Below are 19,279 nucleotides of genomic sequence, written 5' to 3'. Positions count from 1 at the left end.
TGCCGCTCAGCTCGCTCCCGGTCACAGGTGCCCCTTCGCTCGGGCCAGGTCCTCGGGCGTCCCGACGTCGATCCAGTCCGAGCGGATCGGCCAGGCCGTGACGACCTCGCCACGCCGCAGGCAGGTCTCGACGAGGCCCGGCATCGTGCTGGCCCGGCCCTCGGGCAGCCACTGCAGTGCCCGGGGGTCGACGGCATACACGGCGGCGTTGATGTCGAAGCTCAGGGTTGGCTTCTCCGAGATGCCGGTGACGCGACCGTTCTCGCTCTCGACGACGCCGAAGGGCACCTCGTGCTGGTAGCTGCGGGTGGCGACGGTGAGGACCGCCGCAGAACGTCGATGCACGTCCAGCAGCTTGGCCGCGTCGAACTGCACCATGAGGTCGCCGTTCATGACGAGCACGGGGTCGGCGAGGTCCGGTCGCTCACGGCGGAGGATGGTCAGCGACCCCGCCGTCCCGAGTGGGCGGTCCGGGTCCTCCCGCAGGTACCGGACGGTGCAGCCGAGGCGGCTGCCGTCGCCGAGGTGCTCCTCGATCTGGTCGGCGAGGTAGTTGACGCTCACGTAGATGTCCCGGATGCCGTCGCCGACGAGGCCGAGGACGATCCACTCGAGGATCGAGCGACCGGCGACCGTCATGAGGGGCTTCGGGGTGTCCTTCGTCAGCTCGCCGAGGCGCGTGCCTCGTCCCCCGGCCATGATGACGGCCGCGTTCGGTAGCTGGTCGGCGCCGACAACGTCGGACAGCGTGTGGAGGCCGACGAGGACCCCGTCGGCGTCGACCTCCGGGACGACGGAGATCCGGAGCGCCGACATCAGGTCGAGGACGGCAGCCCGGGCCGTGCCCGACTCGACGACGTGCGGCGTCGTCGTCGCGTGGTCGAGCGCGGGGTCGTCGAGCCCGACGCCCCGGAGCAGGGCACGGCGGAGGTCGCCGTCGGTGACGAGCCCGAGGAGGTGGCCCTGCTCGTCGACGAGGAGGCAGACGGAGGTCGCGCTCCGGTCGATGACGATGAGCGCGTCACGGATGGTCGCTGACCTCGGCGCACAGCCGGCCCGGAGGTCCCGTGACGTCATCCTTCGTGCTCCTTCTCTCGACGGTCCAGGTCGATGAACGGCTTCGCCCGACCGGCAGAGCCGGCACGTCGAACGATATCGAGGATGCGCACGGCCGCCTCCCCGGCGCCGTAGGGGTTGTCCATGGCTGCGACCCCGGCCCGGAAGGCCGGGGCGAGGGCACGCCGGAGTGCGTCCGCGACCGGGGCGCGGCCCTCCTCGCTGTGCACGACGTTGCCACCACGCAGCCGCCCCCGCTGGCGGTCGCCGAAGTCGACGGCGGGCACGTGCACCGTGGCGGCCTCGATGACGCCCGAGGAGGAGTTGCCGACGACGACGTCGGCGGCGGCGAGGACCCGGGGGTACGCGGGACCGAGGGCCGGAACGACGGCGACGCGGTCGGGGTGGCGCCGCGCCACCTCGTCGAGAGCCGCCAGCACCTCTTCGCGGCCGGCATCCATCCCGGGGTGCGTTGCGACGACCGAGCCGCACACCTCGAGGGCCGCCTCGAGAGCCTCCCGCGCCCACGTGCCGGCGCAGGTCGGCGCGACCGTCGTCGGCGGGTGATAGGTGAACAGGGCGAGCGGCCGGCGAACTTCGGGAAGACCTGTATGAGAGGCGATCTCGGTGTCGGGCATGGGTGCGACCGAGGCCAGCCGGTCGAGTCCCGGTGCACCGGTCACATGGATCCGCTCCTCGGGCTCACCCAGCTGCCGGAGCCTGGCGGCGGCATCGTCGGATGCCACGCAGTGCTCGTCGGCGAGCTTGGTCACCGCGTGCCGGACCCGCTCGTCGACCGCTCCCTCGGTCACCTCACCGCCGTGCAGGTGGACGACGGGAACCCCGAGCAGGAAGGCGGGCGGCACGATGTCGAGCAGCTCCCATCGGTCGCCGAGGACGACGAGGACCTCGAGTCCCTCGTCCCGGATCGCGCGCCCGGTGGCGGCGGCGAGGAGGGCGCCCTGCTCGACCTCGGCCTCAGGGGTGACGTCGTCGCCCATCGGCGTCGCGAGCGCCACGATCGAGCCGCGCCACTCCTCGGCGGTCCGGGGACCGGGAAGGCCAGCGGCGAGGTCGTCGGCGTCGTACATGACGCCGGTGAGGATCCGCAGCGTGAGGCCCGGCGCGTCGGCGACCGCCGTGATCACCGGCCCGAGCGGTCCGAGGTCCGCGCGGGTGCCGACGAAGACGGCGACGACTCGGTTCGCCATCAGCGCTCGAGGTCGGCGTCGGTCAGCGGCGCTCCTGCGGACACGTCCCGCACCAGGCGCCGGCCGCCGACGTCCACGGCCGGGCTGAGGCCGGCCTCCGGACGCAGGAGTGCGAGGGCGTCCGGGGTCAGCACGGTCCCGGCCCGCAGGTCCCTCGCGGCGTGCCAGGAGCGCCGGACGAGCCTGGCGTTCTCCTCCTCAGAGGGCATCGGGCGCTTCACGCCGTCACCGAGGGCGCGGGCGAGCAGCTTGGTCTGGGTGACGTAGTCGGCGAGCTCGGCCGGCTCGAGGCTCGCGAGGTGGTCCGGTCCGGGCAGGGTGCGGTCTGAGGTGAAGTGCTTCTCGAGGATCGGCGCCCCGAGTGCGACGGCGCCGAGCGCGGTGGTGAGGCCCGGTGTGTGGTCCGACCAGCCCACCGGCACGTCGTGACGCTCCATGAGCCGCGGGATGGCGAGCAGGTTGCACTCGTCGACCGGCGCGGGATAGGCGGAGACGCAGTGGAACAGCACGAGGCCGGGCGCCGCGCGGCAGGCCGCGACCGCCTCGGCGACCTCGTCCGCCGTGCCCATGCCGGTCGAGACGAGGAGGGTGACCCCGAGCGAGGCGAGGGCACGCAGGTAGGGCAGGTTGGTCAGCTCGCCGGAGCTGACCTTGAGGGCCGGCACATCGAGGCCCACGAGGAGCTCGGCGCTGTCGAGGTCGAACGGGGTGGAGAGGAAGGTCAGACCCGCCTGCGTCGCGTGGTCGCGAAGCTCTGCCCAGGCGGATGCGGGCAGCGTGAGCGACTCGAGCAGGGACCGCTGGTCAGCGCTCCCACCCCGATCCCGTTGGTATGGCGTCGTCGCCGCGGTCGCGGAGACGAGCTTCGCGGGGTCGAACGTCTGGAACTTGACCGAGTCCGCCCCAGCGTCGGCCGCGATGTCGACGAGCCGGTGCGCGAGCTCGACGTCACCGTTGTGGTTGACGCCGGCCTCGGCGATGACGTGGACGGCGCGCGGCTCCGGGATGCGGGCCCCGCCGATCTGCGCACCTCTCATCGGTCGGCTCCCGCACGTGAGGCGGGGCTGGCCGCCGGTGCACCGACCACGACCAGTCCGTCTGCGACCGCGCGGGTCAGGACGGCACCCGCACCTGCGGTGACGTCGCTGCCGACGGTCACGCTCGGCAGCACCCGCGCGCCCGAGCCGACGAGCGTGCGCGCCCCGACCGAGGCGCCCCCGAGGAGGACCGCACCCGGCGCGATGTGGGCGCCCTCGCCGACCGCGCAGTCGTGCTCGACGATCGCGCCCGTGTTGACGATAGTGCCCGCCCCCAGCCTGCTCCCCGGGCCCACGTGGGCATGCTCGAGCACGACCGTGCCGGCGCCCAGCACGGCATCCCGCGCCACCGTCGCGCTCGCCGCGATGAGAGGCGGGGCGACCTCGGCACTGGGCAACGCCGTCCCCTCGGTCGAGCGGGCACTTCTCCCAGTCGAGGGTGCGCTTTCGCCCAGCTGCGTCAGGATGCGCAGGCGCGGGACCGCCGCCCCGACGGCGACTGCCGCACGAAGGCCGCCGGCCGCGACATGCGCCAGGCCTGCTGGGTCGTCAGGGAGCACCTCGACGTGCCAGTCGCGACCGCCCGCGTCACCGACGACGGCGACGACGGTCTCGCCGAGCCGCTCGAGGACGTCGACGACCGCTCGCGCGTGGCCGCCGGCCCCGAAGACCACCCATCCGGCCCTGTCGGCCTCCTGCGCGCCGGCCCGGGGAGAGGTGGCCCGCGGTCCGGGGTGAGCGGCATTCGGCCCGGTCATGCGGCACCCCGTGCGCGTGCGAGCGTGCCCGCGGCCTCGGCGAACGCCGCCCCGACCCTGCGGATGTTCTCGGTCGAGAGGACTTCGGGAACCCGTGGCGGGTCGAGCACGAGCCCCTGCCACGAGTTGCGGACGTAGCGCTGGGCGAACCACTCGTCGATGCGGGCCTCGTCCTCGCGCAGCGCATCCCAGCCGCGGCTGGCGATGAACTCGGGCAGCTCGTCCGGGTCGGCCAGATGGGCGACGCTCCCGAGCTCGCTCCACGGCATCGGCGCGCCAGTGACGACGGGCAGGCCGAGCAGCGCGGCCTCGAGCCCGACGGTTCCGGTCGCCGTCACGGTGAAGATGGCCTGCCTCATCAGCTCCCGGGAGTCGGCGAAGGGATCGACGCTCGCGATGTTGGGGTGGATGTCGAACTGCGGCCAGAAGTCCGGGTCGCGACGCCACATGAAGTGGGCGTGCTCCTTGACGGCGACTCCGATGCCGAGGGGTGCGAGCGCGTCGGCGAGGACTCTGGCCGTGTAGGCCTGGTCGCGCCAGCTCTGGCCCATGACGTCGATGCTCGACTCGGGCTGGACCTGGAGGGGCAGGAAGACGAACCGCTCCGGCAGGGGGTCCCAGCGCCGGGTCCGGTACTCGTGCAGGTTGAGCCGCGCCTTGACCGGGTTGAGCCACGGGAGGCGCATGTAGTCCGTCGGCTTGGGCAGCTGCAGGTTGCTGCCGCGGTCGAGCGCGAACTCCTTGAGCCGGTCCGTCGCGAGCCGCCAGATCTCCTGGCCGGACTCGACCTTGAGGTTGCGGGCGTAGCCCATCGGGCGGCCCTGCTCGGCGCGCCAACCGGCGAGGTAGCCCTCGCCCGCCGCGACGGCCTCCGGGTCCTCCACGGGTCGCTGGAAGAGCGTGATGCCCTTCGGCGCGCCGATGAGCCCGAAGCGGTCGGACGGCAGCCGTATGCCGCGCGGCCAGACCGCGAGGCCGCCGTGGTGCGTCACGAGGCCGGCCGTGAGCAGCTCGGAGGTGACGGTGAACTCGGTGAGGGCGAGGATGGGGCCGCGTCCGGAGATGGCGGACTCGAGCTCCTCGGCGGCGAGGTTGAGGAAGTTCATCGCGGTGTCGACCCGGTTGCGGCGCAGGGCGCGCTCGCAGACGAGGAGGTCGAGGACGTCGAGGCCGACTCCCGCGCAGGCCCGCTTGAGTGCCGCGTGGGGGGCGAGCCCGGACACCACGTTGGCCCGGCGCGCGTCGGCGTAGGGCAGCCGCACGACGGTCGCCCGGGGCGTGTGGCGCCTGACCCAGCTGAGGTTCGCGTCGGTGCGCACGACGAGGATCAGCTCTCGGGTGTCGAAGCCGGCATGCACCAGGGCAGGGACGAGCAGGTCGTCGTAGCCCAGGCCCATGTGGACGAGCGGCGTCACCACGCGACGAGTGCCTCCTGTGCGATGGGATCGGGCGTCGTCATCCTAGCCACGCAGCGTCCTGACGATCCGGGGTGCGAGGGCGAGGCCGACGATCGCGACGAGGGTGGCCAGCCCGATCCTGGCCCACGCTCCGGGCCCCGCCAGGCCCAGCCAGCCGGCGACGCCGGAGAGTGCGACGGCGACGCCGGTGACGACGATGGTCGCCGGTGGCCAGCGCAGCTGCGAGTGGCGGTACGCGAACCACGTCGTCGCCACGACCAGGACGAGGTACCCGAGCAGCTTGGCCAGGGCGATCCCGACCAGGCCGAGACCGGACAGCGGGACGGCGGCGACGACGAGGACCACGACGGCCGCGACCGCTGCCCAGGCGAGCCGGCCGGTCCGTTCCGCGTCGAGAACGGCAAGGGAGCCGCCCTGGTAGAGCATGTAGAGCACCGCGACGCCGACGAGCCACGCGAGGGTCCGGACGAGGTCCTCGTGGCCGAAGCTGGCGGGCGCCATGAGCGCGGCGAGCCATGGGCCGAGGAGGGCCACGCCGAGCGCTCCAAGCCCGACGACGAGGGTCAGCACGCTGCCGGTCCTCGCGGTGAAACGCGCCCGGTTGCCGAGCGGGTGCGAGAGCACTAGCGGACCCCACGCGTTGAAGAGCGCCGTCGACAGGACGAACGGCATGTTGCCGAGCTGGAGGGCGACCTGGTAGCCGCCGGCCGCGGCGTCGCCGAGCAGCCACCGGGCGAGCAAGACGTCCCCCATGAGCAGCCCGAGCATCGCGACCGCCTGCGGCAGGAGCGGCGCCGCGAGCCGGATACCCGCTCTTGTCCGCGCCCGCTCCACCGTCGGCGGGAGCGGACGCCCGATCATGACGGCGGCGACGGCGGCGACGACGAGGACGGCGGCATACGCGGCGAGGTAGGTGCCGGCACTGCGGCTGCCCGTGGCGGCGAGGAGGCCGGCGAGCTGCGCGACCACGGTCGCGACGACGGCGAGCGCGAGGAAGCTGCCGGGGCGCAGCTGGGCCCGCATGAGCGACTGGGCGGCCACGACGACCGTCAGCCCGACCGAGGCCACCACGACGGCGGCTCCGACGAGGAACGAGACGGACGTCAGAGCGGAGAGGACGAGCAGCACCGCTGTGCCGAGGACCCCCACCCCGAGGGCGAGGAGGACCATCGTGCCGGCGAGGGCGCGTGCCACCCGCGGTCCCTCCGGACCCCGGTGGTGCTCGCGGATGATCACCTGCGGCAGTCCGGCCGCAGCCAGGGTGCCGACCATCTGGACGACGACGAGACCCGTGGCAACCCGGCCGAACTCGGCCGGACCGAGCAGGCGGGTCGCGAACGGGATGATGAGCAGGATGCCGAGCCCCTGCAGGGCCGCTCCCCCGACGTAGGCAAGCGAGTGGGTGGCCACCCGGCGGGCGCCCGCGGTCCGGTCCGCTGTTGTCGGGGCGGGGTCGCCCGGCACGACCGGCTCCGGAGAATCTGCCACGATGTGAACCTACTAGGACGAAGGAGGCCGGACGTGACAGCGACTGTTGTCGTCCGCGGCTCCGGCTCCATCGGGCAGCGCCACGCCAGGGTGTTCCGCCGCCTCGGCGCAGACGTCCGGCTCTGGCCGGTCCGGCCCCGGCCCGCGATCGGCACGGACGAGACGACCGGAGTCCCCCTCCTCGACGACACCTCGGGCCCGTCGGTGGTCGCCGCGGCCGACCTCGTCGTGGTGGCCACGGACACGGGACGGCACGTCCCTGACGCCCTGGAGGCGCTCGACCACGGGGCCGCCAAGGTGCTGCTCGAGAAGCCGGTCGCGGCGACGTTGTCGCTGGGCGCCGAGCTCGCGGCGCACCCCCGCGCCGACGACGTCTGGGTTGCCGCACCGCTGCGGGCCCATGCCGGGTTCCGCCGGGTCCTCGTGGACGTCCACCGGCTCGGGGGGCGGCTCTCGGCGCACGTCTGGTGCCAGTCTTGGCTCCCGGACTGGCGCCCCGGTCGCGACTACCGCGACTCCTACTCGGCGCGGCCAGACGAAGGCGGCGTGCTGCGGGACCTGGTCCACGAGATCGACTACGCCACAGTCCTCTTCGGTCAGCCGCGACTCCGTGGCGCCTGCCTCGACCAGGACGGCCCCCTCGACATTGCAGCGGAGCAGGCGGCGACCCTGCTGTGGTCGACGGATCGCGCCACCGTGACGATGCGACTCGACTACGTGACCCGGCCGTCGTCGCGGGGCATCGTGATCCGCGGCGCCGCCGGAGCCCTCGAGTGGGACGTGGCGTCGGCGTGCGTGCGGTGGATCGACGCGCTGGGGGCCGTCGACCAGCTCACCTTCACTGAGGACCTCGACCGGGACGCCGTCATGGCGACCCAGGCCCGGGCCGCGCTGGAACTGCATCCGAGCGCGGACCCGGCTGAGCGGCATACGGCGGGGGCGCCAGCAACCCTGGCGGAGGGCCTCGCCGCCGTGGAGCTGTGCGACCACGCGAGGCAGCGGTGATGACGCGCATCCTCGGCATCATCCCCGCTCGCGGCGGCTCTAAGGGACTGCCCGGCAAGAACATTCGCCCGCTGGCGGGGCTCCCACTCATCGCGCACAGTCTCCGTGCGGCGGCGCTCTCCCCCGCGGTGACACGCTGCATCGTGTCGACGGACTCAGCGGAGATCGCCGAGGTCGCACGCGCCCACGGCGGTGACGTGCCGTTCCTGCGCCCGGCCGCGCTCGCCGGCGACGACATCCCGATGGCTCCCGTCGTGCGCCACGCGCTGGAGTCCGTGGAGCGCGAGGAGGGCCGACCGTATGACGCTGTGCTCCTGCTCGACCCGACGAGCCCCGCGCGCGTGCCGAGCCAGTTCGACGAGGCGTCCCGCCGGCTGGCCCAGGACGCCTCGCTCGACGGCGTCGTCAGCGTGTCCGAGCCGACCTTCAACCCCGTCTGGGTCGGCGTCCGTTCGCCCGAGGAGTCGGGTGCGCTGGCGCGGTTCTTCGACTCGGGCACGGGCGTGACCCGCCGCCAGGACGTGCCGAGGTTCCTGCGGATCAACGGCAACTTCTACCTCTGGCGGGCCGACTTCGTGCGCCGGCTCGAGGCCTCGTGGTTCGACGAGGGCCGGCATGCCGGGCTGGAGATCCCCGAGGCGCAGGCCTTCTCGATCGACGACGAGTACGAGTTCCGGCTCATCGAGGCGCTCGTCGCCGCCGGCCTCATCCAGCTGCCCTGGCTGAGCCACAACCCGGGTGGCCCCGCGGCCGCCCCGCGTACGGAACGGAGCACGGATGACTGAGCCGGCCACGGACCTCACCGGGCGCACCGCGATCGTCACGGGCGGGGCCGGACCGCTCGGGTCGGTCCTGTCCGACGCCCTGGCCCGTTCAGGAGCCCGTGTCGTCGTGGTCGACCTCGACCGCACGTCCTGCGAGGCAACGGCCGCCCGGCTCCCCGGTTCCGGTCACCAGGCCTGTCCGGCAGATCTTCTTGACGCAGAGGGGATCTCAGCGGTTGTTGGCCGCATGGAGGACCTCGGCGCCTGTGACGTGCTCGTCAACAACGCCGCCTTCACCGGCACCTCGGGGGTGCCCGGCTACGCCGTCCCGTTCGAGGAGCAGACGGATGACGCCTTCGGGATGGCGCTGCAGCTCAACCTGACGGCGCCGTTCTCGCTGACCCGCCGTCTCGCTCCCCTGCTCCGGGCCGGCGGCCACGGCAGCGTCATCAACGTCTCGAGCATCTACGGGCTCGTCGGCCCGAACATGGGGCTCTACGAGGGGACGCGCATGGGCAACCCGGCGGCATACGCGGCGTCCAAGGGCGGCATCGCCCAGCTGACGCGCTACCTCGCGACCGTCCTCGCGCCCGACATCCGGGTGAACGCGTTCGCACCCGGTGGCATCGCCCGCGGGCAGGACGAGGTGTTCGTCGAACGCTACGAGCGCCTCACGCCGCTGAGCCGGATGGCCACCGAGGACGACTTCCGGGGGGTCGTGACGTGGCTGGCCTCGGACGCGTCGGCCTACGTGACGGGACAGACGATCGCGGTCGACGGGGGCTGGACGGCCTGGTGAGCCGCCCCGCCCGTGGTCGTCAGCCGCGCAGCTCGGGGACGACCGCCGACTCGAACAGCTCGATGCCGGAACGGTCGTAGGCCGCCTCGAAGAAGTTCGTGATCGCGTAGCTCAGCCCGAGGTCCGCGAGGCCCTTGAACGCCTCGATGATCTGCTCGGGCGTGCCGACGGCCGGCCCCCGGCGCATCGACTCGACGTTGCGCTCGATCTTCGACTCTGAGATGCCGCCCTTGCGCAGGGTGTCGGCATAGAACCGGAAGCGGTCCTCGAGCTCCGACTCCGTCTCGGCGATGAAGACGTTGTAGTCCGCGGTGCGGGTAATGGAGTCGAAGTCGCGGCCGACGTCCTCGCAGTGCTTGCGGAGCACCTCGCTCTTGTGCGCGAAGACGTCCGGCGTGCCGTCGACGTTCGCGTAGTCCGCGTACTGCGCGACGATCTTGAGAGTGACCTTCTCGCCGCCCCCGGCGATCCACATCGGTATGCCGTTGAGCTTGCTTCCCGGGGCCGTCGTCCCCTGGAGGGGGCGGGGGTAACAGCGCGCCTCGTCGACCTGGTAGTGCGTGCCGTCGAGCGTGGCGCGACCCGTGGTCCACATGTCGCGGAAGATCTGTACGCCCTCACGGAGCCGCCCGAGCCGCTCCTTCGGGGAGGGGAACCCGTAGCCGTAGGCACGCCACTCCTGCTCGTACCAGCCCGCGCCGATGCCCATCTCGAGGCGCCCACCGGAGATGTGGTCGACGGTGGCGGCGACCTTGGCGAGGTAGGCCGGGTTGCGGTAGCTCATGCAGGTGCACATCTGGCCCAGCCGGACCCGGTTCGTCGTGGCGGCGAGGCCGGCCATGAGCGACCACGCCTCGTGGGTGGCCTCCTCGGTGGGGGCCGGAACCGTGTGGAAGTGGTCGAAGACCCAGATGGACTCGAAGCTGTCGCCCTCGTCGAAGTAGCGGGCGAGGCCGTTCATGACGTCCCACTGCTGCTCGGGGTCGATGCCGACGAGGTCCATCCGCCAGCCCTGGGGCACGAAGATTCCAAAGCGCATGATCGTCATCCTTGCATGGCCCCCTCGCCGTCGACCGGGCGCCACTTGTCCCTCGAGCGGGCACGCCTCCCCCGTCGAGCGGGCGCCACTTGTCGGTCGAGCGGGCACTCCTCCCCCCGTTGAGCGGGCACTCCTTGTCGGTCGAGCGGGCACACGCAGGGCCATGTGAGGATGGGGCGCATGAGCCCACATCACAACGATCCCGCTGTTGTCAGGGACTTGCTCACGACGCCCTCCACGTGGGCGATCGTGGGTCTGGGGGACAACCCGGACCGCACGGCGTACGGCGTCTCACGCTGGCTTCAGCGCGAACTGGGGATGCACCTCATTCCCATCCACCCGACGGCGGCGCGTGTCCATGGCGAGCAGGGCTACTCGTCACTTGCCGATGTCCCGGATGGGACGAAGGTTCACGTGGTGGACTTCTTCGTCAACAGTGCCCACGTGGGGCCGCTCGTGGATGAGGCCATCGAGCAGAAGGATCGCCTCGGTATCGAGTCGTTGTGGCTGCAGTTGGGCGTCGTCGACGAGGACGCTGCCGCCCGCGCCGAGCAGGCCGGGCTCCACGTCGTGATGGACACGTGCCCCAAGATCGAGTTCCCGCGCATCACTCCGGGGGATGGCGCCGCGGCCGTCAGCGGTTGAGCAGGCGCAGGTACTGTCGGCGACGGATGCGCCGCTCGACGAGGGCATCCCAGTACTCCTGGGAGAAGAACTGCGGCTCGCATGCGTCCAGGTTCAGTTCGTCCTCGGGGAACACCAGCAGTCGGGCAAACCTGAGCACGCACTTTCGCCGTGCCTCGGAGGTGCGCATGTCGTCGGCCCAGATTTCACCGCTTCGCCACCCGTCATCGCGGAATCCTTTGCGGCGCCGACGGTCCTTCCGCTTTTGGTCATCGCCAGCGTGGAACTCGGAGCCCTGGTACTCACCGGTGACCCGATGCCTTCGCCACGCGACGTCTGCACAGCCGAGGAGCTTGCCCCTCGCCGTGTAGATCCAAGCGTTGAGCTCGGGCTCGGGCAGGCCGGCCCGGACGAAGAGAAGCCGTACGCGGGTCTCCATTCCGGACTGTGCCCCGAGACGTGCCATCCGAAGGGCCGGAAGCAGCATGAGCTTGCCACGCGGCCGGTTCCTCCTCGCGAGTGCCTGTCGCAGTGGGTCGATGTCTCCGAGGATTCGGGCGACCGCGTCGCCGGCGACAATGAGGTCGTCGAGCCCGACGGGATTGCCGAGCCCGGTGAGCTCGCCCAGATCCACCCAGGTATCGGCCGCGCCGACCACACGAAGATTGCCGATCAGGCTCGTGTCGCGGATTTCAAGTCCGCGATGGCCGACGGCGCCCTCTCGCCGCATGCGCCGGTCCCGGCCCTTGTGGATGATGTGCAGGCGGTCGTCGTCCGCCATCCGCGCAGACAGCGGGATGCCCCACAGCTGGGCCGCTGTGAAGTGCGAGAAGGCGGAGTCGGCCGGCATCACGAGCGAGAACGCCTCGGCCCGCTCGACGAGGGATACGGGAGCATCCGCCGTCCGGACCCCTGTGGTCGGGCGCTCGAGGTCGATTGATCGCAGCTGACGCTCCGACAGCCCCATCCGTAAACCCTCCGCGAAGGAAAAGGGCCGGCCGTCAAGCTCAGACGGGAGTATGAGTCCGCTCATGCCTCCCACTGTGGGGAACGCCGGCTGCATGCGCTCCCAGGCTCTGACTGCCTGTGGAGAACGCGCCCACTCTCAGCCGGATGTGGACAACTTCCTGCTCCGCAGTTGGCCCGGGAAGAACGCGCGCGTCGTGGAAGCACCAGAGTGCCCGCTCGACCGACAAGCAGTGACCGCTCGAAGGATTGGGGAGTGCCCGCTCGACCGATAAGGAGTGACCACTCGACGGGGTGGGCGGGTCAGAGGCCGCGGGCCACTTCGTCGCGCAGCGAGGCACCCTTGGCGTGCGCCTGGTCGCGCAGCGCGGACTGGAACTGCACCATCCGTTGCCGCATCGCCCTGCCTTCCTCGTCGTCGGAGGAGCCGATGATCCGGGCGGCCAGCAGTCCGGCGTTGCGCGCCCCGCCGATGGACACCGTGGCGACCGGCACGCCGGCGGGCATCTGGACGATCGAGAGGAGCGAGTCCATCCCGTCGAGGTACTTGAGCGGCACGGGCACGCCGATCACGGGCAGCGGCGTGACCGAGGCGAGCATCCCGGGCAGGTGGGCCGCCCCACCGGCGCCGGCGATGATGACCCGCAGCCCCCGCGCGGCGGCCTGTTGCCCGTAGGCGATCATCTCGTCCGGCATCCGGTGGGCCGAGACGACGTCCGCCTCGAAGCCGACACCCAGCTCCTGCAGCGCCTGGGCCGCCTCGCGCATGACGGGCCAGTCGCTGTCGCTGCCCATCACGATCCCGACCACGGCATCCCCACCGGCCACGCGATGCTCCATCCCCTGCTCGATCCCCTCGGAACTCACTCCCGCACCGTCCCTCTCAGGTAGTCGGCCGCATGCCGAGCCCGGTCCCGCGCCGAGTCGAGGTCGTCCGACGACACGTTGACGTGACCGATCTTGCGGCTGGGCCGGACGCCCTTGCCGTAGACGTGGATCTTCGCCCCCGGGTCGCGGGCCATGATGTGCCGGTACGCGGAGTAGAGCTCCTCGTCCTCGCCGCCGAGGACGTTGGCCATGACGGTCCACGGCGCCCGCGGGCGGGGGTCTCCCAGTGGGAGGTCGAGGACGGCACGCAGGTGCTGCTCGAACTGGCCCGTCACGGCGCCGTCCATGCTCCAGTGCCCGGAGTTGTGCGGTCGCATCGCGAGCTCGTTGACGACGTATGACGCCTCCCGCCCCCGGCGCAGCTCGAACATCTCGACCGCCAGGACGCCAGTCACGTCGAGCTCGCCCGCGATCCGCAAGGCCGCCTCGGTGACGACCGACGCGAGGTCCGGGTCGAGCCCGGGGGCAGGTGCGAGAACCTCGGTGCAGATTCCCTCGGTCTGCACGGTCTCGACGACGGGCCACGCCGCGGCCTGCCCCGATGGGCTCCGCGCGATGAGCACCGCGAGCTCGCGGACGAACTCGACCCGCTCCTCCAGGAGCACGCCCTCCTCGAGCGGGCCGGGCCGACCGACCTGCGCCAGCCACTCCGCCACGTCCTCGACCGAGCGGGCGAGCAGGACGCCCTTGCCGTCATACCCTCCGCGTGGGGTCTTGGCGATCACGGGCCAACCGACCTCCTCGGCGAAGGCGGCCACGTCCTCCGCGGTCCGGCCGACGGCCCAGCGCGGACACGCGATCCCGAGCGAGCTCAACCGCCGGCGCATGACGAGCTTGTCCTGAGCGTGCAGCAGGGCCGACGGCGTCGGATGCATCACGACACCGTCGGCTTCCAGCGCGCCGAGGACCTCATGCGGCACGTGCTCGTGGTCGAAGGTGACGACGTCGCACGACGCGGCGAACTTCCGGATCTCGTCGAGGTTCGTGTGCGCGCCGACGGGCGCGGACGGGATCGCGAGCGCCGCTGCGGCGTATGCGTCTTCGGCGAGCACGGACAGCTGGATGCCGAGCTCGACCGCCGGGCCCTGCATCATCCGGGCGAGCTGCCCGCCGCCGACGACTCCGACGACGGGGAAACCTCCGGGTGCGCGCTTCGGCTCAGTCACGACCACCAAGCGTAGTGGGCGCGTCGGCCCCGACCTCCGGTGCTCCGGGCGTCGGGCGCGGGGCGCGCACCGCGGCGAAGGTCCAGACCTTGTTGAGGACGAACGAGAGCGGCGTGACGACGGCGATGACGATGAGCTGCGCCCAGTAGAGCCGGGTGCGCAGACCGGTCGAGTCGTCGAGCACCGACGTAGGCAGCGCGAGGAACGACCCGGGGTGCATGAGGAGCGTCAGCAGGACCAGGCCGATCGCCTGCCCGACGAGCCCGACCACGAGGAACGGCCAGTACTCCCGCCACCACCTCTGATGGCCGGCGCTGTGGAAGGTCCACGACCTGTTGAGCTGGAAGTTCCAGAGGTTGGCGGCCAGGAAGGCGACGGTCGAGTACAGGTGGTACCACCGCACGTTGAAATCGGTGAGCGGGATCCCGACGAACGGGCCATCGGGATCCGGGCCGAGCCGCTTGACCAGGATCAGCACGAACATGTTGACGAGGACACCCGAGGCGCCGACGATGCCGAACCGCAGGAAGAGGAGCCAGTTGTGCCGGTGTCGTACGAACAGGTAGTCCCGGATCCGGCTCACTCGCAGAGGTTAGCGCCCCGACTTGGGCACAACCGGGCGTTTCGGGCATCCCGCCTGCCGGGCAGCGCATGCCGTATGCCGCGGTGCAGGTTGTATGCCGCTCACCCGGCTCCGCACGCCAGCCACCTCCCAGCCCGGTTGCCCGGGCGGGTCACCGGCCGCCCGCCTCCGAGAGGAAGAGCGCGAACCGCGGGGGCTGGGCCTGGACCAGGTCGAGCCGGCCGCCGTTGGACTCGGCGAGGTCGCGGGCCAGGGCGAGGCCGAGACCGGTGCTGCCACCGGTGCCGCTGCTGACGGAACGCTCGAAGATGTGCGGGGCCATCGTGGGAGGAACGCCGTCCCCCTGGTCGCTCACCTCGATGATCACCGAGGGCCCGGATCGCCGGGCCTGCACGTCGACGGTGCCGCGGCCGTGGACGAGCGAGTTCTCCAGCAGGGTCGAGAGGACCTGGGAGAGCCCGACCGGCATCATCCGGACGAAGAGGCCGCGCTCGCCGTGGACGTGGACGGAGCGGCGGGCCTGCTCGAACGCCGGCTGCCACTCCCGCTGCAGTGCCGCGATGACGGAGTCGAGCGAGACGGCCGGTGGCTGGCCGCCGCTGCCGGCCCGGCTGCGAGTCAGGAGGTCGTCGACGACACGGGTGAGCCGCTCAACCTGGGCGATGGCGATGCCGGCCTCCTCCTTGACCACCTCGGCGTCGTCGGTCTCGGAGATCTCCTCGAGTCGCATGAGCAGGGCGGTGAGCGGGGTCCGCAGCTGGTGGGAGGCGTCCGAGGCGAAGTCACGCTCCGCAGCGAGCGACCGGGCCATGTCGTGGGCCCGTCGGGCGATGACCTCCGAGACGGTGTCGACCTCTGCGATGCCGGTCCGGAGCGGGCGCAGCCGTGCCTGACCGGCCGCGAGCCGGTCGCTCAGCTCGACGAGGTCCGAGGTCGCCGAGGCGACCTTCCGCCGCTCCGGCAGGGTGACCACCCAGCCCGCACCAGAACCGATCAGCCCGGCGACGAGGACCATCGCGGCCGCACGGCCGATGCCGGCACCAGCGTCGGTCAGGAACCAGGACTGGAACCGGTCGGCGCCCTGCTCGGCAATCCACCAGCCGGCGCCGGCGAGCAGGACCGCGGACGTACCCGCGGCGACACCAGCGCCCAGCGCGCCGATGCGGTCGAGTCTGCGCTGCACGAAGTCACTCGCCAGCCGGCTGGTCGAAGCGGAAACCGACGCCGCGGACTGTGGCGATGTAGCGCGGGTCCTGCGCCCCGTCGCCGAGCTTTCGGCGGAGCACGGAGATGTGCATGTCCAGCGTCTTGGTCGACCCGAGCCAGGCCGTGTCCCAGACCTCGCGCATCAGCTGCTCGCGGGAGACGACCTTGCCCTGTTCACGCACGAGGACCCGGAGCAGGTCGAACTCCTTGGCGGTCAGCTGCAGCTCGTCGTCCTTGAACCACGCCCGCCGACCCTCCGGGTCGATTCGCACCAGCTCCCCACCCGGACCGGAGTCGGTCGGTGTGCGCCGGAGCAGGGCCCGGACCCGCGCAAGCAGCTCGGCGAGGCGGAAGGGCTTGGTCACGTAGTCGTCGGCGCCGGCGTCGAGGCCCACGACGGTGTCGACCTCGTCGGCGCGGGCGGTGAGGATGAGGACGGGCACGCTGCGGCCCTCCGCCCGGATCCGGCGGCACACCTCGAGCCCGTCGACGAGCGGCAGGCCGAGGTCGAGCAGGACGAGATCGGGATTGTCCTTGGCTCCCTCGAGCGCCGCCGAGCCGTCCTCGCGCACGTCGACGTCGTATCCCTCCCGGCGCAGGGCTCGGGCGAGCGGCTCGGAGATGGTTGGATCATCCTCCGCGAGCAGCACTCGAGTCACGTCAGCCTCTCCTTTCTATGCCGACCTCCCCCACGGCGGGCGGCGGACCCGAGCGCAGCCTATCCATTCGGCAGGTCGACGTGCCGAACGAACCATTCTCGCCGTGCGGCCCTACCCTGTCAGCCCTGGCGCCGGGCACCGCTCGAGGCGCGCCGTAGGACCGATGGGGTGACCGCTCCGACGCCCCGCAGGACGCGCCGCCGCTGCCCGTGCAGCTCGAAGCCGGACAGCTCCGCGAGCTCGCGAGCGCTCGGTCCGTCGACGAGGACGGTGGCCGCCTGCGCTGCGGCGGTCAGCCGGGAGGCTCGGTTGACCGTGGTGCCGAAGACGTCACCCATCCGCGAGATGATCGGCCCGCGGGCCACGCCGACCCGAACGTCGGGGAGCAGCTCGTCCTCCTTCATCGCGTCGACGAGGTCGAGCGAGATCGCCGCCGCCGGCGCCGCGGACACGGTGGTGTAGAGCACCTCGTCGCCGACCGTCTTGATGAGCCGCCCTCCGTGCGCGGTGATCACGTCGGCCGACAGCGCCTCGAACCGTTGCACGAGCCGGCCGATCTCGCGCTCCGACATCTTGCGCACGAGCGTGCTGAAGCTGACGAGGTCGGCGAAGCCCACGGACCGCACCTTCGTCATGCCGTACTTCTCCGGGTCGGCATCGGCGATCATCCGCCCGACGGTCGCGCTGAGGTGCCGTCGCCAGGCGTAGATGAGCAGCGGCTCGAGCCGGTCGGTCAGCGCGGCGATCCGCTTGGCCGTCTCGGTCGCGGTGGCGAGGGTCGGCACGGGCCCGGACTCGTCGTCGTCATCGACCTCCTCCCGGCAGGACAGCTCGCCCTCGACGGCCTCGGCGATGAGCTGCGCCTGCCAGCCGGCGAGACGGTCGGCCGAGCGGGCGAAAGCCCGTGCCAGCGAGAGCGCCGTCGGCTCGTCGAGGACCCCCTCCCGGACCAGGCTCGCGAGGGAGGCGAGCGCTTCACGATCGGCCTCGGTGAACATCTCGTCATCCGTGTCGATGATCGGGAAGCCGAGGGCATGCCAGAACTTGCGGGCCGACAGGAGCGAGACCTCGGCGCCACGGCTGACGTCGCGCCGGCGCAGCATGAGCGGACGCCCGAGGAGGACCTCGGTGTAGTCCGGCTCCGGCCGGTCCCGCTCGGTCATGGGTCGATCATGCCAGCCCGCCGCCGGGCCGCCGGACGTGCACGACGTCGCCCGCCGCGAAGGCCCGCGGTCCGTCGTTGGTGCGCACGACCAGCTCGGCACCGTCCCCGATGCCGAGCGCCTCGCCGTCGACCGTCGCGCCCCCCGGCAGGTGGATCCGTACGTGCTGTCCCACGGTCGCGCAGACGCTCCGGTATGCCGCTTTCCCCGCCTCCCGCTCGCCTGTGGCGTCGGGCGCGAAGAGCCGTCCGAGCTCGGCGAGGTAGGCGACGACGAGCCGTTCGCGCGTCACCCGTGCGCCTGCCAGCGCCAGCGACGTCGCGGTCGGCACGGGCAGCTCGGCGCGGGTCTGGTCGACGTTGATGCCGGTCCCGATGACGACCCCGGGGGCGCGGTCGGAGGGCACGAACTCGCAGAGGATGCCGCTCAGCTTCCGGTCCCCGTCGTCGCGGAGGAGGACGTCGTTGGGCCACTTCAGCCTGGGCGTCACCGGGCTCCCGGCCGCGGCGGTGGCCGAGACCACCGCCCGGCTCAGCGCGAGACCGGCGAGCAGGGGCACCCAGGGCAGCTCGTCCGGCCCGGCGACCGGCACCGTCACCGACATCGAGATCGCGGCCCGATCGGGCACCTCCCACCCGCGGCCGAGCCGGCCCCGGCCACCGGTCTGGTGGTCGGTCAGCACCACGCGCCAGAGGCCGTCGTCGGCGGAGGGCGGCTCTGCGGCATACGGATCGGGGGGTGACCCGGAGCCGCTCGGGAGCGACCGGATCGTCTCGTTCGTCGAGGCGAGGGAGGGGTGGAACTCCACCTCTCGCCACCCTCCGGGCAACGTGATCAAGGCCGCATTCACGAGGCCCGAGTCGAACGGATTGCGCACGCGTACAAGGCTAGGCTGCGGCCATGTCCACGGAGCACGCGCCTGCGCAGACCATCGACCTCAGCACGACTGCCGGCAAGCTGGCCGACCTGAAGCGTCGGGTGGCCGAGGTCGCGAGCGCCGGGTCGGAGCGAGCGGTCGAGAAGCAGCACGCGCGTGGCAAGAAGACCGCCCGGGAGCGGATCGAGATGCTGCTCGACGAGGGCACCTTCATCGAGATGGACAAGTACGCGCGGCACCGCAGCAACCAGTTCGGACAGGAGAAGAACCGCCCCTACGGCGACGGCGTCGTGACCGGCTACGGCACGATCGACGGGCGGCAGGTCGCCGTCTTCGCCCAGGACTTCACCGTCTTCGGCGGTTCGCTCGGCGAGGTCTTCGGCGAGAAGATCGTCAAGGTCATGGACTTCGCGATGAAGATCGGCTGCCCCGTCATCGGCCTCAACGACTCCGGCGGCGCGCGGATCCAGGAGGGCGTCGTCTCGCTCGGGCTCTACGGCGAGATCTTCATGCGCAACGTCCGCGCCTCTGGGGTCATCCCCCAGATCAGCCTGATCATGGGCCCCTGCGCG

The 19,279-nt window shown here is 71.9% G+C and carries 20 protein-coding genes; 5 read left to right on the top strand and 15 right to left on the bottom strand.

Going from position 1 to position 19,279, the window contains the following annotated elements; translation table 11 throughout:
* Nucleotides 1-21: 21 nt before the first annotated feature.
* The 6 genes from ACTHJJ_RS15775 to ACTHJJ_RS15750 are packed head-to-tail and all read right to left on the bottom strand — an operon-like array spanning nucleotide 22 to nucleotide 6,968.
* Nucleotides 22-1,077, bottom strand: a complete 1,056-nt coding sequence (locus ACTHJJ_RS15775; protein WP_440303895.1) for a nucleotidyltransferase family protein — start codon at nucleotides 1,075-1,077, stop codon at nucleotides 22-24.
* Complete coding sequence (neuC, locus tag ACTHJJ_RS15770) at nucleotides 1,074-2,267, bottom strand: UDP-N-acetylglucosamine 2-epimerase (protein WP_440303894.1); 1,194 nt, start codon at nucleotides 2,265-2,267, stop codon at nucleotides 1,074-1,076. Before neuC ends, ACTHJJ_RS15775 begins: the two co-directional genes overlap by 4 nt.
* On the bottom strand, nucleotides 2,267-3,304 hold the full coding sequence (locus ACTHJJ_RS15765) for an N-acetylneuraminate synthase family protein (RefSeq protein WP_440303893.1): 1,038 nt from the start codon (nucleotides 3,302-3,304) through the stop codon (nucleotides 2,267-2,269). The genes neuC and ACTHJJ_RS15765 overlap by 1 nt, the downstream gene beginning before the upstream one ends.
* Entirely contained in the window at nucleotides 3,301-4,062 is a 762-nt protein-coding gene (locus ACTHJJ_RS15760; protein WP_440303892.1) for a PglD-related sugar-binding protein, read from the bottom strand. The genes ACTHJJ_RS15765 and ACTHJJ_RS15760 overlap by 4 nt, the downstream gene beginning before the upstream one ends.
* A complete protein-coding gene (locus ACTHJJ_RS15755; RefSeq protein WP_440303891.1) occupies nucleotides 4,059-5,480 on the bottom strand; it encodes a hypothetical protein in 1,422 nt (473 codons plus the stop codon). Before ACTHJJ_RS15755 ends, ACTHJJ_RS15760 begins: the two co-directional genes overlap by 4 nt.
* A 42-nt stretch (nucleotides 5,481-5,522) precedes the next feature.
* Entirely contained in the window at nucleotides 5,523-6,968 is a 1,446-nt protein-coding gene (locus tag ACTHJJ_RS15750) for a lipopolysaccharide biosynthesis protein (protein WP_440303890.1), read from the bottom strand.
* 33 nt (nucleotides 6,969-7,001) lie between these two features.
* On the opposite strand from ACTHJJ_RS15750, the gene ACTHJJ_RS15745 reads away from it, so the two are divergent.
* The 3 genes from ACTHJJ_RS15745 to ACTHJJ_RS15735 are packed head-to-tail and all read left to right on the top strand — an operon-like array spanning nucleotide 7,002 to nucleotide 9,536.
* On the top strand, nucleotides 7,002-7,973 hold the full coding sequence (locus tag ACTHJJ_RS15745) for a Gfo/Idh/MocA family oxidoreductase (RefSeq protein ID WP_440303889.1): 972 nt from the start codon (nucleotides 7,002-7,004) through the stop codon (nucleotides 7,971-7,973).
* The gene (locus tag ACTHJJ_RS15740) at nucleotides 7,973-8,758 is read left to right on the top strand and encodes an acylneuraminate cytidylyltransferase family protein (RefSeq protein WP_440303888.1); all 786 of its coding nucleotides are present in this window, start codon (nucleotides 7,973-7,975) and stop codon (nucleotides 8,756-8,758) included. Before ACTHJJ_RS15745 ends, ACTHJJ_RS15740 begins: the two co-directional genes overlap by 1 nt.
* Nucleotides 8,751-9,536 (top strand): SDR family oxidoreductase, encoded by a 786-nt coding sequence (locus ACTHJJ_RS15735; protein WP_440303887.1) that lies wholly within the window; start codon nucleotides 8,751-8,753, stop codon nucleotides 9,534-9,536. Before ACTHJJ_RS15740 ends, ACTHJJ_RS15735 begins: the two co-directional genes overlap by 8 nt.
* Before the next feature lie 19 nt (nucleotides 9,537-9,555).
* Here the strand turns inward: ACTHJJ_RS15735 and ACTHJJ_RS15730 are convergent, their stop codons facing one another.
* Entirely contained in the window at nucleotides 9,556-10,575 is a 1,020-nt protein-coding gene (locus ACTHJJ_RS15730) for an LLM class F420-dependent oxidoreductase (protein ID WP_440303886.1), read from the bottom strand.
* A 180-nt stretch (nucleotides 10,576-10,755) separates the two neighbouring features.
* Between ACTHJJ_RS15730 and ACTHJJ_RS15725 the strand changes: the two genes are divergently transcribed.
* On the top strand, nucleotides 10,756-11,220 hold the full coding sequence (locus ACTHJJ_RS15725) for a CoA-binding protein (RefSeq protein ID WP_440303885.1): 465 nt from the start codon (nucleotides 10,756-10,758) through the stop codon (nucleotides 11,218-11,220).
* Here the strand turns inward: ACTHJJ_RS15725 and ACTHJJ_RS15720 are convergent.
* The 8 genes from ACTHJJ_RS15720 to ACTHJJ_RS15685 form a co-directional block, all read right to left on the bottom strand.
* Nucleotides 11,210-12,262, bottom strand: coding sequence for a hypothetical protein (locus tag ACTHJJ_RS15720; protein WP_440303884.1), 1,053 nt, complete (start codon nucleotides 12,260-12,262; stop codon nucleotides 11,210-11,212). The genes ACTHJJ_RS15725 and ACTHJJ_RS15720 overlap by 11 nt on opposite strands.
* Before the next feature lie 206 nt (nucleotides 12,263-12,468).
* On the bottom strand, nucleotides 12,469-13,005 hold the full coding sequence (gene purE, locus ACTHJJ_RS15715; RefSeq protein ID WP_440303910.1) for a 5-(carboxyamino)imidazole ribonucleotide mutase: 537 nt from the start codon (nucleotides 13,003-13,005) through the stop codon (nucleotides 12,469-12,471).
* 23 nt (nucleotides 13,006-13,028) lie between these two features.
* Nucleotides 13,029-14,219 (bottom strand): 5-(carboxyamino)imidazole ribonucleotide synthase, encoded by a 1,191-nt coding sequence (locus ACTHJJ_RS15710; protein WP_440303883.1) that lies wholly within the window; start codon nucleotides 14,217-14,219, stop codon nucleotides 13,029-13,031.
* The gene (locus ACTHJJ_RS15705) at nucleotides 14,212-14,802 is read right to left on the bottom strand and encodes a GtrA family protein (RefSeq protein WP_440303882.1); all 591 of its coding nucleotides are present in this window, start codon (nucleotides 14,800-14,802) and stop codon (nucleotides 14,212-14,214) included. The genes ACTHJJ_RS15710 and ACTHJJ_RS15705 overlap by 8 nt, the downstream gene beginning before the upstream one ends.
* A gap of 151 nt (nucleotides 14,803-14,953) precedes the next feature.
* Nucleotides 14,954-15,985 (bottom strand): sensor histidine kinase, encoded by a 1,032-nt coding sequence (locus ACTHJJ_RS15700; RefSeq protein ID WP_440303881.1) that lies wholly within the window; start codon nucleotides 15,983-15,985, stop codon nucleotides 14,954-14,956.
* A 4-nt stretch (nucleotides 15,986-15,989) separates the two neighbouring features.
* On the bottom strand, nucleotides 15,990-16,667 hold the full coding sequence (locus ACTHJJ_RS15695) for a response regulator transcription factor (RefSeq protein WP_440303880.1): 678 nt from the start codon (nucleotides 16,665-16,667) through the stop codon (nucleotides 15,990-15,992).
* A 119-nt stretch (nucleotides 16,668-16,786) separates the two neighbouring features.
* Nucleotides 16,787-17,830 carry an adenylate/guanylate cyclase domain-containing protein gene (locus tag ACTHJJ_RS15690; protein WP_440303879.1) on the bottom strand — a complete coding sequence of 348 codons (1,044 nt, stop codon included), beginning with the start codon at nucleotides 17,828-17,830 and terminating at the stop codon, nucleotides 16,787-16,789.
* Between the two features lie 7 nt (nucleotides 17,831-17,837).
* Nucleotides 17,838-18,707 (bottom strand): biotin--[acetyl-CoA-carboxylase] ligase, encoded by an 870-nt coding sequence (locus ACTHJJ_RS15685; RefSeq protein WP_440303878.1) that lies wholly within the window; start codon nucleotides 18,705-18,707, stop codon nucleotides 17,838-17,840.
* Nucleotides 18,708-18,730: 23 nt separating this feature from the next.
* Here ACTHJJ_RS15685 and ACTHJJ_RS15680 point away from each other — a divergent pair.
* On the top strand, nucleotides 18,731-19,279 hold a 549-nt coding region (locus tag ACTHJJ_RS15680; RefSeq protein ID WP_440303877.1), incomplete at its 3' end, for a carboxyl transferase domain-containing protein.

This window comes from Intrasporangium sp., from assembly GCF_051961875.1.
Lineage (GTDB): Bacteria > Actinomycetota > Actinomycetes > Actinomycetales > Dermatophilaceae > Intrasporangium_A.
This window is presented reverse-complemented; position numbering and strand designations above follow the sequence as displayed.

Coding starts and splice junctions, on each gene's coding strand:
- ACTHJJ_RS15730 (WP_440303886.1), bottom strand. CDS start 10,575: ATGCGCTTTGGAATCTTCGTGCCCCAGGGCTGGCGGATGGACCTCGTC.
- neuC (WP_440303894.1), bottom strand. CDS start 2,267: ATGGCGAACCGAGTCGTCGCCGTCTTCGTCGGCACCCGCGCGGACCTC.
- ACTHJJ_RS15690 (WP_440303879.1), bottom strand. CDS start 17,830: ATGACCGAGCGGGACCGGCCGGAGCCGGACTACACCGAGGTCCTCCTC.
- ACTHJJ_RS15775 (WP_440303895.1), bottom strand. CDS start 1,077: ATGACGTCACGGGACCTCCGGGCCGGCTGTGCGCCGAGGTCAGCGACC.
- ACTHJJ_RS15765 (WP_440303893.1), bottom strand. CDS start 3,304: ATGAGAGGTGCGCAGATCGGCGGGGCCCGCATCCCGGAGCCGCGCGCC.
- purE (WP_440303910.1), bottom strand. CDS start 13,005: ATGGAGCATCGCGTGGCCGGTGGGGATGCCGTGGTCGGGATCGTGATG.
- ACTHJJ_RS15735 (WP_440303887.1), top strand. CDS start 8,751: ATGACTGAGCCGGCCACGGACCTCACCGGGCGCACCGCGATCGTCACG.
- ACTHJJ_RS15720 (WP_440303884.1), bottom strand. CDS start 12,262: ATGCAGCCGGCGTTCCCCACAGTGGGAGGCATGAGCGGACTCATACTC.
- ACTHJJ_RS15725 (WP_440303885.1), top strand. CDS start 10,756: ATGAGCCCACATCACAACGATCCCGCTGTTGTCAGGGACTTGCTCACG.
- ACTHJJ_RS15740 (WP_440303888.1), top strand. CDS start 7,973: ATGACGCGCATCCTCGGCATCATCCCCGCTCGCGGCGGCTCTAAGGGA.
- ACTHJJ_RS15760 (WP_440303892.1), bottom strand. CDS start 4,062: ATGACCGGGCCGAATGCCGCTCACCCCGGACCGCGGGCCACCTCTCCC.